The organism is Tistrella sp. (assembly GCF_002684955.1).
Classification (GTDB): Bacteria; Pseudomonadota; Alphaproteobacteria; order Tistrellales; family Tistrellaceae; genus Tistrella; species Tistrella mobilis.
On record NZ_NYWI01000054.1, the window covers coordinates 59622 to 72911 of the forward strand.

Annotated in this window: 11 protein-coding genes; 6 read left to right on the forward strand and 5 right to left on the reverse strand. The window is 70.2% G+C overall.

Annotation, left to right across the window (positions count from 1 at the left end):
* Positions 1–70: 70 nt before the first annotated feature.
* Genes CMO28_RS17855 through CMO28_RS17865 form a run of 3 tightly spaced genes read left to right on the forward strand, consistent with a single transcriptional unit; the run spans position 71 to position 3059 of the window.
* On the forward strand, positions 71–694 hold the full coding sequence (locus CMO28_RS17855) for a hypothetical protein (RefSeq protein WP_062767476.1): 624 nt from the start codon (positions 71–73) through the stop codon (positions 692–694).
* Entirely contained in the window at positions 691–2115 is a 1425-nt protein-coding gene (locus CMO28_RS17860) for an FAD-dependent oxidoreductase (protein WP_296715644.1), read from the forward strand. The genes CMO28_RS17855 and CMO28_RS17860 overlap by 4 nt, the downstream gene beginning before the upstream one ends.
* On the forward strand, positions 2112–3059 hold the full coding sequence (locus CMO28_RS17865; protein WP_062767480.1) for an NAD(P)/FAD-dependent oxidoreductase: 948 nt from the start codon (positions 2112–2114) through the stop codon (positions 3057–3059). The genes CMO28_RS17860 and CMO28_RS17865 overlap by 4 nt, the downstream gene beginning before the upstream one ends.
* 19 nt (positions 3060–3078) lie before the next feature.
* On the opposite strand, the gene CMO28_RS17870 is transcribed toward CMO28_RS17865, so the two are convergent.
* The 5 genes from CMO28_RS17870 to CMO28_RS17890 all read right to left on the reverse strand — a co-directional run bounded on the left by CMO28_RS17870 (position 3079) and on the right by CMO28_RS17890 (position 8517).
* The gene (locus CMO28_RS17870; RefSeq protein WP_296715645.1) at positions 3079–4044 is read right to left on the reverse strand and encodes an alpha/beta fold hydrolase; all 966 of its coding nucleotides are present in this window, start codon (positions 4042–4044) and stop codon (positions 3079–3081) included.
* Between the two features lie 122 nt (positions 4045–4166).
* Entirely contained in the window at positions 4167–4946 is a 780-nt protein-coding gene (locus CMO28_RS17875; protein ID WP_296715664.1) for an amino acid ABC transporter ATP-binding protein, read from the reverse strand.
* A 49-nt stretch (positions 4947–4995) separates the two neighbouring features.
* Entirely contained in the window at positions 4996–6099 is a 1104-nt protein-coding gene (locus tag CMO28_RS17880) for an amino acid ABC transporter permease (protein ID WP_062767483.1), read from the reverse strand.
* Positions 6100–6103: 4 nt separating this feature from the next.
* Positions 6104–7309, reverse strand: a complete 1206-nt coding sequence (locus CMO28_RS17885) for an amino acid ABC transporter permease (protein ID WP_062767485.1) — start codon at positions 7307–7309, stop codon at positions 6104–6106.
* A 176-nt stretch (positions 7310–7485) separates the two neighbouring features.
* Positions 7486–8517: an amino acid ABC transporter substrate-binding protein gene (locus CMO28_RS17890; protein ID WP_062767487.1), complete on the reverse strand. Its 1032-nt coding sequence runs from the start codon at positions 8515–8517 to the stop codon at positions 7486–7488.
* A 354-nt stretch (positions 8518–8871) separates the two neighbouring features.
* Here CMO28_RS17890 and metC point away from each other — a divergent pair, with 354 nt between their 5' ends.
* From metC to CMO28_RS17905, 3 genes are all read left to right on the forward strand, one after another.
* Entirely contained in the window at positions 8872–10104 is a 1233-nt protein-coding gene (metC, locus tag CMO28_RS17895) for a cystathionine beta-lyase (RefSeq protein WP_296715646.1), read from the forward strand.
* A gap of 43 nt (positions 10105–10147) precedes the next feature.
* Entirely contained in the window at positions 10148–11431 is a 1284-nt protein-coding gene (locus CMO28_RS17900; RefSeq protein ID WP_296715647.1) for a PQQ-dependent sugar dehydrogenase, read from the forward strand.
* A 111-nt stretch (positions 11432–11542) separates the two neighbouring features.
* Complete coding sequence (locus tag CMO28_RS17905; protein ID WP_296715648.1) at positions 11543–13288, forward strand: hypothetical protein; 1746 nt, start codon at positions 11543–11545, stop codon at positions 13286–13288.
* The last annotated feature ends 2 nt before the right edge of the window (positions 13289–13290 follow it).

The following is a 13290-nucleotide window of genomic DNA, read 5'->3' on the forward strand; positions in this document are numbered from 1 at the left end:
GACCCGGCCTGACGGCTGGCCTGACCGGGTCGCGGGGCGATGGTCGCCACCGCGCGTGGAGAAAGCGTCGATGACGGAACTTGTCGTCACCTACTTCGAAATGACCTCGCCGCCGGACCGCCATGGACGTGGCAAGCTGCCCTCGGGGCAGTATGCCCTGCTCCGGGCCTGGAACATGCCGGTCCATTTCTACCGCTATCTGCATGCCGGCGCCCGGGCAAACCTGCTTCGCCCCGAACGCCTGGGCCTTGACGACGAGGCCATCGGCCACATTCTCGCCGACGAGAAGATCGAGATCTTCGTGCTCTACGTTGCCGGCGTGCCTGCGGGCTTCGCCGAACTCGACCGTCGGGCCGAGGACGATTCCATCGAAATCGCGTATCACGGACTCATGCCTGAATATGTCGGCCGCAGCTTCCGCGGCTTCCTGCTCGACCAGGTGGTGGACATCGCCTGGAGCTATCATCCGACACGGCTCTGGGCGCGCTGCTCCAATCTGGACCACCCCAAGGCCATGCAGACCTATCAGCGCGGCGGCTTCGGCGTGTTCCGGCAGGAACGCAGCCCCATGCCGGCCGATCTGGCCCTGACCGGCAGCGATCGCGGCCGCAATGCCGGCACCGGCGGCCTGCTGACCGAGGGGACGGATCTGTCCAACATCGTGCCCGGCCCGGTGGGGGAGGCTCCGACATGACCATCGGCGAAACCTTCCAGACCGGTCCCGCCCCGGCGGGCCGCCGGGTGATGGTGGTCGGTGCCGGCCCCGCCGGTCTGGCCGCCACCGAAAAACTGCTCGCCCACGGCCTGCAGCCGATCGTGGTTGCGCCGGCCGACGACTGGGGCGGCCGCGCCTTCGTCGGCGCCTCGGAAGCCGATGCCGGCTCCCCCGCCGGCGATGTCGATTTTCTACGCTTCCGCGGCCGCGCCGCCCGCATCCGCAGCGCCGTGCGCCTGATCACCGGCCATGTCGCCTGGGCGATCGAGGATGGCGCGGTGCTGCTGGCCGGACGCGACGGCATTTCGCGCCTCGCCTTCGACCGTCTGGTGCTCGCCACCGGTGCCGAGACCCGGCCGATCCCGCTGCCCGGCGGCCAGCTTTCCGGCGTCACCGATCTGGGCACGCTCTACCGCGCCCCCGAACAGGCCGGCAGCACCGCCATCGGCCAGCGCCCGGTGCTGATCGGCGGCGGCCCCGGCCTCTACGAGGTCGCCGACCGGCTGGTGCGCGCCGGCCGCCGGCTGACCGCGGTGATCGATCTGGATCCCGATCCCTGGCAGCGCGGCCCGATCGGCACCGAAAGCGGCCGCCCGGGCACCGGGCTCGGCCGCTGGCTGCGCCTGGTCGGCCGCGACGTGCCGGTGCTGACCGGCATCACCCGTCTCAGGGTGGAAGGCGACGGCCATGTCGAGCGGATCATCGCCACCGACGGCCGCGGAGAGACCCGCGACATCGTCTGCGACACCGTGGGTGTCGGCCATGGCATGATCGCCGATCACCGCCTGCTCGCCTCGGCCGGCGTGGCGCTGGGGTTCGATCCCGACCGCCGGGCCTTTCTGCCCCAGCTGGATGCCGAAGGCCGCGTGCCCGATTGTCCGGGGCTGTATGTCGCGGGCGAGGCCGGCCCCCATCCGCGCCCGGCGGTCGCCGACCGGCTGGGTGCCGCGGCCGGTCTTGCCGTCGCCTCGGATCTGGGTATTGCAGACGCCCGGATCGAACTGGCGCGGATGACGCCGCTGCTCTCGCACGACCGGCGCACCGGGGCCGAGATCGCGGTCGACCATCCCTACCCCACCGGCTGGGTTCTGGCCCAGGACGACGACGCCCCGATCGATCCGGCAAGCGGGCTGACGCTGGGCCGGCTGAAGCAGGTGGCGGCGCGCCATCGCCTGGACCGGCTGGGCCGGGCCGCGGCGGTGCTGGGCGTCGACCTGGCCCGCGCCGGCGGCCTGGGCCGGGCCGGCGTTCTGGCCGAGCTGATCGCCGCTCTCGGCGCCCTGCCGCTCGCCGGCCTCGGCACCAGCCAGGGCGAAAGCCCGGCCATGCCCGTGCCGCTGGGCATGCTGGCCGCGGCCGGACGGGGACAGGTCAACGACATCACGGAGCGTGCAGGATGAGCCGGCTGGTGGATTGCGACGTCGTCATCGTCGGCGGCGGGGTGGTCGGCCTTGCGGCCGCGATCGGGCTGCGCCGGCAGGCCTTCCGGGTCACGGTGCTGGAAGCGACCGCCGGTGCCGGCCGCGATCTGGACGGCATCTGCGGGCTGATCGGCACCGAGGGCCGCGCCGCCCTTGCCCGTCTGCTGGGTGCGGACGAAGCCGCGGCCCTGGTGACCACGGCGACGGTGCCCGAAGGCGCGGCCGATACCCTGCCCGAAGGCCTGGGCGTTCTGGCCCCCGGCCTCTTCGCCGAAACGCTCAGCCGTCGCGCCCGGGAACGGGGCGTGGATCTGCGCGAGGGTGTGGCCGCGATCGGGGCCGAGGAAACCGAAGCCGGGTTCCGCGTCGCCTGCGCCCCAGGCTATGGCATTGCCGGCCGGCTGATGGCGATCGCCGCCGGCCCCGCCCGCGACACGGCCGGCAGCTGGCTGAAAGCCGATCTGCCGGTCCGCCCGGCGGTGTCGCTGCGCCTGAAGCTTCGCCCCGACCGGATCACCCCCGAAACCTGCCGCAGCCGGCCCAGCGATGTGATGCTGGCCGAAGACGGCCGGGCGGTGCTGCGCGGCACCGGCGACGGCGGCTGGCTGGTTGCCCTGCACGAAGACGGGTCGGTCGCGACCTCCGCCTCGGGTGCTGCGGCCCGCGCGGCCGCCCCGGCCGCCCCGCTGTCGCCCGACGAAATCGCGGCCGCCGCCGCCCGGGTTACCGCCATCCTGCCCGACACGGCCGGGCAGCTGTTGACCCGCATGTGGCGGGTGGCCGGTCAGGCGCCGGATGCCGCCGCCATGGCCCAGGCCGTGCCCGGCCGCGCCGGGCTGTTCGTGGCCGATGGCGGCGGCGACTGGGACATGGGCGGGGCGCTGATCGCGGGCGAGCGCCTGGCCGGGCTGCTCGCCGCCTGACCCGTCATTCCGGGTGCCGTCAGCCGTAAAGGAAGGGGCGGGCCAGATCGACCACCTGGTCCGGCGCTTCCATCGGCGCCAGATGGGCGGTGTCGAGCGTGACGAAATCGCGGGTGCCCGGCATGTGCCGGGCCGCGATCGCCGACATGTTCTGAAACACCGGATGCGACCGGGCGGTCTTGGCCACCAGCACCGGCACATGCTGGTCGTGCAGCAGCAGGAAGGGGTCGCCCGCCGGGTCGCCGCTATTGGCATTGCCCATGGCGCGCGCGATCGGCCCCAGAATGTCGGCCTCGGTTTCCGGCTCGCAGGCCAGCACCAGTTCGGCGCCGTCGCGGCGGAACCCCCAGTCCAGATAAAGATCCAGCGCCGCCGGCGTCACCACGTCGAAGGGTGGGCGCGAGGCGAAGCGCGCCCGTGCGGTCTCGCGGTCGGTGAAGCGCGGCTTGCGCCGGCCGGCGCCCTCCACCAGGCCACGGCCGAAGGCCCAGCCTTCGGGCTCGGGCTCCTCTCCGGCGCCCGGTTCGGAAATCGTGGGCTCGATCACCACCATCCGCCGGAACAGCTCGGGCCGGAGTGCGGCCGCCAGCAGCACGTCGGTGGCCCCGGCCGAATGGGCCAGCACGTCGATCCCGCGCCAGCCCATGGCATCGGCCAGCGCGATCAGATCCAGCGCGAAGGCCCGGAACCCGTAATCGCCGGGGGTGCGGCCCGACGCCCCATGGCCGCGACGGTCATAGCTCCACACGCCCGAGGCATGGGCCGAAAGCTTCAGCGCCACCGGCTCCAGCGTCGCGCCGCAATAGCCGGTGCCATGGGTCATCAGCAGGGGCCGGCCGGCCGGATCGCCGCCGGGCCAGGACTGGACATGAAGAACCGGGCCGGAACCGGGATCGAACCGTCCGGAGGTGAAGCTGCCCGAAAGCGGGGAACCTTCGGCAGCCATGCCGGGCTCGGCCGGCCTGTCATCAACCATGGCGCGCATGGCAAGAGTATCGCCCGAAGCCAGAGGTCTGATCAAGGGCCGGGGACTGCGCGCCGGTCAAAGAGAAACCCCCGGCCCTGGATGGACCGGGGGTCGGACGACACCCACAGGGTGCAGATCGCTCAGTGATGGAGGATCTGCCCCAGGAAGGCCTTGGTCCGGTCGTTCTGCGGGTTGAGGAAGAATTCCTCGGGCACGTTCTCTTCCACGATCTCGCCGCGATCCATGAAGATCACCCGGTCGGCGACCGTGCGGGCGAAACCCATTTCATGGGTCACGCAGAGCATGGTCATGCCGGTCTCGGCCAGCTCGATCATCACGTCGAGCACTTCCTTGATCATCTCGGGGTCCAGCGCCGAGGTCGGCTCGTCGAAGAGCATGACCTTGGGGTTGGTGCACAGCGAGCGCGCGATCGCCACACGCTGCTGCTGACCGCCCGACAGCTGGCCCGGATACTTATTGGCCTGATCCGGAATCCGCACGCGCTCCAGATAGGACATCGCCGTCGCCTCGGCTTCCTTGCGCGGCACCTTGTGGACCCAGAGCGGCGCCAGGGTCAGGTTCTCCAGCACCGTCAGATGCGGGAACAGGTTGAAGTGCTGGAACACCATGCCGACCTCGCGGCGGATGTTCTCCACCGCCTTGACGTCGTTGCTCAGCTCCACGCCGTTGACGACGATGCTGCCCTTCTGGTGTTCCTCCAGTCGGTTGATGCAGCGGATCATCGTCGATTTGCCCGAGCCGGACGGCCCGCAGATGACGATGCGCTCGCCACGCGCGACATCAAGATTGATGTCGCGCAGCACGTGGAACTGGCCGTACCACTTGTTGACCTGGTCCAGCCGGATGATGGTGTCGGCACCGCGGGCGGAGGCGACCCGCGGCCCGGTGGCCTCGGGCATCTCGCCGGCGGCCATGTCGGTCTGATTGGTCATCGGATCGATCCTTCCCTCAACGATGGGCACCGCGACCCAGATACCGCTCCAGCCACTGGCTGTAGCGCGAGATCGCGAAGCAGAAGACGAAGTAGACCAGCGCCGCGAAGACATAGGCCTCGGCGAAATAGGTCCGCCAGGGCGCGTCGTTCAGCGCCGCACGGGTCGCCAGCATCAGGTCGAAGATGCCGATGATGACCACCAGCGAGGTGTCCTTCAGCGTCGACAGGAACGAATTCACGGTCGACGGAATGCTGATCTTCAGCGCCTGCGGCAGAATGATCAGCCGCATCTTCTGCCAGTAGCCGAGGCCGAGCGCATCGGCCGCTTCGTACTGCCCCTTGGGGATGGCCTGCAGACCGCCGCGCACCACCTCGGCCAGATAGGCGGCCGCGAACATGATGATCGCGATCTGGGCCCGCAGCAGTTTGTTGATGTTGAGCCCTTCCGGCAGGAAGAGCGGGATCATGACCGAGGCCATGAACAGCAGCGTCACCAGCGGCACGCCGCGGATCAGCTCGATATAGGTCACCGACAGTGCCTTGATGATCGGCAGGTTCGACCGGCGCCCCAGCGCCAGCAGCACCGCGATCGGGAAGGCGATGCCGCAGCCGAAGACCGACAGCACCAGGGTGATCATCAGACCGCCCCAGAGCCGGGTCTCGACCAGCGGCAGGCCGAAGACGCCGCCCCACATCAGCAGGCAGATCAGGGTGATCGCCGCGACCCACACATAGACCAGCTTCCGGCTCCAGAACTTCCGGTAGCCGCTGGCGGCGACCAGGGTCACGAAGATCAGGATGGAGGCCAGCGGCCGCCACTGTTCCTCGTAAGGATAGGTGCCGAACAGGATCAGGCGGTATTTCTCGCGGATGAAGGCCCAGCAGGCCCCTTCCGCCGCCTTGCAGGCCTCGGGCGCAGCACGGCCCCAGACCGCATCGATGAAGGCCCAGTTTATCAGCCCCGGCAGCCACGAAATCAGCGCCCAGGCGATGGCGACGGTGATCAGCGCGTTGTACCAGGTGTTGAACAGATTGCCGCGGATCCAGGCGATGGGTCCCACCGTCGCCGCGGGCGGCCGTTCTACGGCCGTCTTTTCCGGTATGGTCTGAGCGGTCATCGGCCTAGCGCTCCACCAGCGCGATGCGCTTGTTGTACCAGTTCATGAACGCCGAGATCGACAGGCTGACCGTCAGGTAGGCCAGCATGATCAGGGCGATGTTCTCGATGGCCTGACCGGTCTGGTTCAGGGTCGTATTGGCCACCGACACGATGTCCGGATAGCCGATCGCGACCGCGAGCGAGCTGTTCTTGGTCAGGTTCAGGAACTGGCTGGTGGTCGGCGGCACGATCACGCGCAGGGCCTGCGGCAGGATGATCAGCCGCATGGTGACGCCGGGCTTCAGCCCCAGCGCCGCCGCCGCTTCCCACTGGCCCTTGCCCACCGCCTGAATGCCCGACCGCACGGTTTCGGCGATGAAGGCGGCGGTATAGAGGGTGAGGCCAAGGGTGAGTGCGGCAAATTCCGGCGAGACCGAAAGCCCGCCCTGGAAGTTGAAGCCGCGCAGTTCCGGCATGTCGAGCGCAAGCGGCGCGCCCATCACCGCCCAGACCGCGACCGGCAGGCCGATCAGCAGGGCGAGAGAGGGGATCAGCGTCTTCGGCCGGTCGCCGGTCGCCGCCTGGATCCTGCGGGCCCGGGCCAGCAGCAGGCGCACGGCCAGGATCGCGACGATGAGCGCGATCAGCGCGCCCCACCAGGCGGGATGGTCGGCCGGGGCCGGCATCTTGAAGCCGCGATTGCTGAGGAACACGCCCTCGATCGGCTGCAGCGCCTGGCGCGGTGCGGGCAGAACCTCGGTGATCAGCCCGTACCAGAAGAACAGCTGCAGCAGCACCGGGATGTTGCGCAGCGTCTCGACATAGATCGTCGCCAGCTTGGCGAGCAGCCAGTTGCTCGACAGGCGGGCGACGCCGATCACCACGCCGATCAGCATCGCGAACACGATGCCGATCAGCGACACCTTCAGCGTGTTGACCACGCCCACCCAAAGGGCACGGGCATAGGTGTCGGTCGCATTGTACGGAATGAGGGATTCGCCGATCGCAAACCCGGCCTCGCGGCTCAGATAGTCGAAGCCGGTCTGGATGTTGCGGGTGGCGAGATTGTGCAGGGTGTTGCCCACCAGATACCAGCCGATGGCAATCACGATTGCCATGGCGATGATCTGGAACAACACCGCACGCACGCCAGCGTCGTTCAGCATCGAACGACGGGGCGGCGTGCCGCCCGGGGCGGAGGTGCCCGGACGGCGGCTGGTGTCGGTCATCGGCTCTGGAAGCCCTTCGCTCGTCGCGGATGCGTCACGGCGGCCGGGGTCCACCGGTGGCACATCACGAACAGCAGCCCGAGACGGCCGAGGGGGCCGTGATCAGCCGATCACGCCCCCCTCAGACCCGTTGGGTCGCCGGCCCTCGGCGGTCGCCGGCGCCACCATGCAGGCGATCAGCGGATCGGGTCGGAGTACAGCACGCCGCCGTCGCTCCACTGCGCGTTCAGGCCGCGCTCCAGCTTCAGCGGGCTTTCGGGGCCGACATTGCGCGAGAAGATCTCGCCGTAATTGCCGACCTGCTTGATCGGGCGATAGGCCCACTCGTCGTCCAGGCCCAGCGTCTGGCCCATGCCGGGCGAGGCGCCCAGGATGCGGCGCACGACCGGGTTCTCGGACGAGGCCTTCATCTCGTCGACATTCTTCGACGAAATGCCGTATTCCTCGGCCTCGACCAGGGCGTTGCGGACCCACTTCACGATGGTGAAGTACTCGTCGTCACCGCGGCGCACCGCCGGTGCCAGCGGCTCCTTCGAGATCGCCTCGGGCAGGATGATGTGGTCGTCCGGATTGGGCGCGTTCACCGAACGCAGCGCCGCCAGACCCGAGATGTCGGTGGTATAGGCGTCGCAACGGCCCGAGAAATAGGCCTTGTAGGATTCCTCGAAGCTTTCGAACACCACCGGCTGCAGCTTCATGCCATGGGCACGGAAGTAGTCGGTGAGGTTGAGCTCGGTGGTGGTGCCCGACTGGACGCAGACGGTGGCGCCGTCCAGCTGCTTGGCGCTGCTGACGCCGGCGGCCTTGGTGATCAGGAAGCCCTGACCGTCATAGAACCAGGTGCCGACGAAGAACAGGCCGAGCGAGGCGTCGCGGGTCAGCGTGTTGGTGCTGTTGCGCGACAGAAGATCGATTTCACCCGACTGCAGCGCGGTAAAGCGCGCCTGGGCCGACAGCGGCACGAACTGGACCTTTTCCGCGTCGCCGAGGATGGTGGCCGCGACCGCACGGCAGAAGTCGGCGTCCATGCCGCTCCAGCGGCCGGTGCTGTCCGGCGCCGAGAAACCCGGCAGACCGGTGTTCACGCCGCAGCGCAGCGTGCCGTTCTTCTTGATCGCGTCCAGCGTCGCGCCGGCATGGGCGGGCGCGCCAAGCGCCGCGACGGCGACGGTAGCCGCAAGCGCGGCCACGAAGGTCTTGATCGACATGTGTATCGCAAAGCCCCTCATCTGCAGGCCGATGCCGCCTGATCGGCGGACTCCGGACGCCCACATGCGGCCCCCCAGGGCCCGCGATGCAAAACGTCCGTCCGACCTGCGTCGTTTCGAGCGGAGCACGGTTGTCCTGCGGCCCTCCCGCCGGATCCGCGGAGCGCGCCCCCCCGGACGCGTTCCTGAAAGCTCCACATCTTCCCCTGTTCGTTGGTAGCACACCGGTCAATCGTCATGCAAGCGTGCGCCCTGCCCTTGCCGAGCCGGGTTGCCAGCGGCGGCTGCGCGCGTTGAAATGCGCCCGACGGCGCAAGGGCGCGCCGAATGCACGGATCGAGGAGAGCCGGAACCATGTCCGACGAGACGCGTCCCGACGCGGCAGGGGCACACAGGAACGAAGATCCCCACGGGATCGACACCCGGATCGTTCATGTCGGGCGCGACCCCTTCGCCAATCACGGCATCGTCAATCCGCCGGTGCATCACGCCTCGACCGTGCTGTTTCCCACACTCGACGCGCTGGTGAAGGCCGCGGTCGACCCCACCCGCGGGGTTTATTACGGGCGCTACGGCACGCCGATCACCCATGCGCTGGAAGATGCCTATGCCGAACTGTCGGGTGGGGCGCGGGGCATCGCGCTCGCCTCGGGCAAGACGGCGATCCTGGCCATGCTCACCGCCTTCACCGGCGCCGGCGATCACGTGGTCGTGCTCGACAACGTCTACGAGCCCACCCGGGCGCTGGCCGACCAGTTCCTCGGCCGATACGGCGTCGAGGTCACCTATGTCGACCCGATGGCGGGGGCGGCGGTCGCCGATCATTTCCGGCCGAACACGAAGCTGCTGATGCTGGAGGCGCCGGGCTCGCTCACCTTCGAAGTGGCCGATCTGCCGGCGATGATCGCCGTGGCCAAAGCCGCCGGCGTGCGCACCGCGCTCGACAATTCCTGGGCGACGCCGCTCTATCTGAAGCCGCTCGCCATGGGGGTCGACGTGGTGATGGAGGCCGGGACCAAATATCTGGTCGGCCATTCCGATGCCATGATGGGCGTGCTGTCGGCCACCGAAGAGGCCTTTCCGGCGCTGCGCCGGGCGGCGAGCGAGATCGGCGCCCCTCCGGGACCGGACGACTGCTATCTGGCGCTGCGCGGGCTGCGCACCCTGTCGGTGCGCATGGCACGGCACCGCGAAACCGGCCTGGCCCTTGCCCGGCACCTGGCCGCGCACGACATGGTGCGTCAGGTGCTGCATCCCGCCCTGCCCGGCTGCCCGGGCCACGAGGCCTTCCTGCGCGACTTCCAGGGGTCGAGCGGCCTGTTCGCGGTAGAGCTTCAGCCGGGCAGCCGCGACCGGATCGCGGCGATGGTCGACCACATGGCCCTGTTCAAGATGGGCTTTTCCTGGGGCGGCTATGAAAGCCTGATCCTGCCGGTCGATCCGCGCCGGGCCCGCACCGCCACCCGCGACCGCTGGACCGGCCGCGGACCACTGCTGCGCATCCATGCCGGGCTGGAAGACCCGGCCGATCTGATCGCCGATCTGGACGCGGGCCTGGCCCGCTATGCCGCTGCAGCCGAGGCCTGATCAACGGGCGGCGGCAGGCGGCCCCCGAGACGAGGGAGACGTCATGACCGCCGCCATTCCCATCGCCCCGGCTGTTCTTGCGCTTGGCCTTGGCCTTGGCTTCAGCCTCGGCCCGGCAGGCCCCGCAGCTGCAACCGATCCGGCGCCCGGCACCCGGCTCAGGGTCGATGCCGACCGCCTGCCGGCCCCGGGCAATGCCCCGAGCCCGGCCAATTCGCCACAGACCGTCGACCGGCCAAAGGGCGCCGGCCTGCGCGTCCCCGACGGCTTCCGCGCCACGCTTTTCGCCGAGGGGCTGGCGCATCCCCGGGTGATGGCGGTCGCCGCCAACGGCGATGTCCTGCTGGCGGAAAGCCGGGCGGGCAAGATCACCCTGCTGCGCGACGCGGATGGCGACGGTCGGGCGGAGGTCCGCGAAACCCTGATCGACGGCCTGGCCCGCCCGCACGGGATCGGCTTCCGCGAGGGCACGATCTGGGTGTCGGACACCAACGGCGTCTGGCGCTGGCCCTATACCCCCGGCGACACCCGCATCACCGCCGATCCCGAAGCCATGACCCCGCCGGATGCGCTGGGCAGCGCCGGCGGCCACTGGACCCGCGGTCTTCAGCTCGATCCCGAGGGGGAGGGCTTCTGGGTCTCCATCGGCTCCCGCGGGAATGTGGGGGTGGAGCCCGAGCCCCGGGCGACCATCCGACGCTTCGACGGGCCGGGCGATGGCGGCCACAGCTTCGCCACAGGGCTGCGCAATCCGGTGGGGATGGCGATCCATCCCAAGACCGGCGCCTTGTGGACCGTGGTCAACGAACGCGACGGGCTGGGCGACGATCTGGTGCCCGACTATCTGACCCGGGTCCGCGAGGACGGCTTCTACGGCTGGCCCTATGGCTGGCCCGGTGCCGGCGGCGACCCGGTGGTCCAGCCCGGGCTGGAGGGGCAGGACGAAGGCCGGCTGGCCCGGCTGATCACCCCCGATTTGCGTTTTCAGGCGCATTCTGCACCGATCGGACTGACGTTCTACGATGGCACAATGTTCCCGGAACGATACAGTGGCGGTGCCTTTGTCGCCCTGCGCGGGTCCTGGAATGCGGCAGAGCCCCGCGGCTATGTCGTGGCCTTCGTGCCCTTCGATGCCGACGGCACACCGGCGGATGACGGGGTCTACGAGGTTTTCGCCTCGGGTTTCCGTCGCGATGACGGCGGGCGTGGAAGTCCTGCGCAGGTATGGGGCAGACCGGCCGGAGTGGCGGTAGACCGCGCCGGTGCCCTGCTGATCGCCGACGATACCGGCGGCACGCTTTGGCGTGTTGTCACAACCGGAAACTGACCGGATTTTCAAGCTGATTGCGCAGTGATATGCCGGCGGCATGGCACGGGGTTTGCCAGAAGAGGGGCAACCGAACCAGATGGTTCGCCCCATTTTCGAGCGAGACCCCCCATGAGCGCGCTGATCGGCATTCTGAACGGCAAACCGGTCGGTGACCGTTTGCATTCTGCACTGGACAAGCTGGACCCGGCACGCATCGTGCGGCGTGACACCCGTATGTTCGCGACCCATGGTGCCGCCGCAGGTCTGGCGGCGATCGGGCCCGAGCTTCCCGATCAGCTCGTCACACGCCCGGATGTCGCCCGCCCCGATGCGCGGCTGATCCGTCTGGGCCAGGCGACGCTGGGTATCGTGGGCCCCGCGCCCGCGATCTGCCGGCTGGGCCTGGGCGACGGCGCGGTGGAACCGACCCCCGCCGATCTGCGCCGCAACATCGCCCTGGCGGCGCTGCTGGCCGATCTGGACCGGCCCGGCCAGGATACCGAGCTGGCGCTGCGCCGGCTGATGGACCGCACCGGCGGCGACATGTCCTTCACCCTGCTGATCGACGAGGATCCGCGCCGGATGTTCGTCGCCCGCGGCGAGACGGCGCTGTGCTTCGCCGCCGGCGATCACACCGGCCTGGTCGCCAGCGACGAACGCCTGCTGAGCGGGGCGGATCCGGTGTCGGTGGGGCTCCGGCCCGGCGATGTCGCCACCCTTTCGGCCGATCGGGTGCGGGTCGCCGATGCCTGCGGCCGGGTGATCGCCCGCCGCATCGGCCCGGCCGCCCGGCCGGCCGATGTGCCGCCGATGCCGGCTGCCGGCCGCGATCTCACCGCACATGATCTGGACCATCTGGCCCGCGCGGTGCGCCTGGGGGCCGGGCTGACCGCGCCGGACGCGGCACCGCTGCCGGTGTCGGCGGCAGCCGGCATCCATGGCCGCATCGCCTTCAGCGCCGCCGCCCCGCTGATGCCGGCCGCCGCCGCAGCCGCGGATCTCTGGCGACGCTGCTATGGGCTGGAGGTGCTGGTCCGGCCGATCGAAGACGGCGCCCGCCCCTATCTGCCGGTCGATCTGGCGATCATCCTGCCGGACCCGGCCGATCTGGCCGGCGGGACGGATCTGCCGCGCCGGCTGCGCCAGGGCGGCGCGCGGTCGGTGACCATGCTGGTGGCCGATGCCGGTGCCAGCCCCGTCGCTTCCGGTCTGGATGCCGTCTGGCGGCTGCCGCTGCCGCGCGAATACGGAGTGGCCCCCACGCTTTCGGCCCTCGGCCTCATCTCGGGTCTGGCCGCCATCGGCTCGCGCATCGCCGCCCTCGGCAATGGCGCGCCCCGGCCGCGGCCCGGGCTTCATGATGCGGGCATCGCCCCCCGGGTCGTCGCCCGCGTGCTGAACGCGACCGCCGACCGCCTCGCCACGCCGCAGCCGGCAGCCTTTGCCGATGCGGCGACGGCCCAGATCGACCGGATCGCCGCGCGCATGATCGCGAGCGGTCAGCGCCGGCTGGATCTGGAACTGGCGGGGCCGGTGCTCGACCCGCGTGTCTCGGGAGGGATGGCCGAGCTTGCCTGCACGCTTTTCGCCGAAATTGCCCAGGTGATCTGCCTGCCCGTGCAGGACGGGGATCCGTTCGGCCGCCCGTCATCGGGGGCAGCGGCTGTGCGCCCCCTGCCGGCGGCGCCGCGCCTGGACCCCACCACGGCGATCGGTGCCGCGGCCGGCAGCGAGAACGCCACCACCGCGGCCGGGCTTGCCGGCGCGATGGTCCTGGCGGCCGCCGGGGCGATGCGCACCGCCCATGCCTTCGCCCGGGCGAGCGGGGCCGCACTCGGCCGTCCGCGCTGCCTGACCGGGCTGCGCGGCAGCTGACG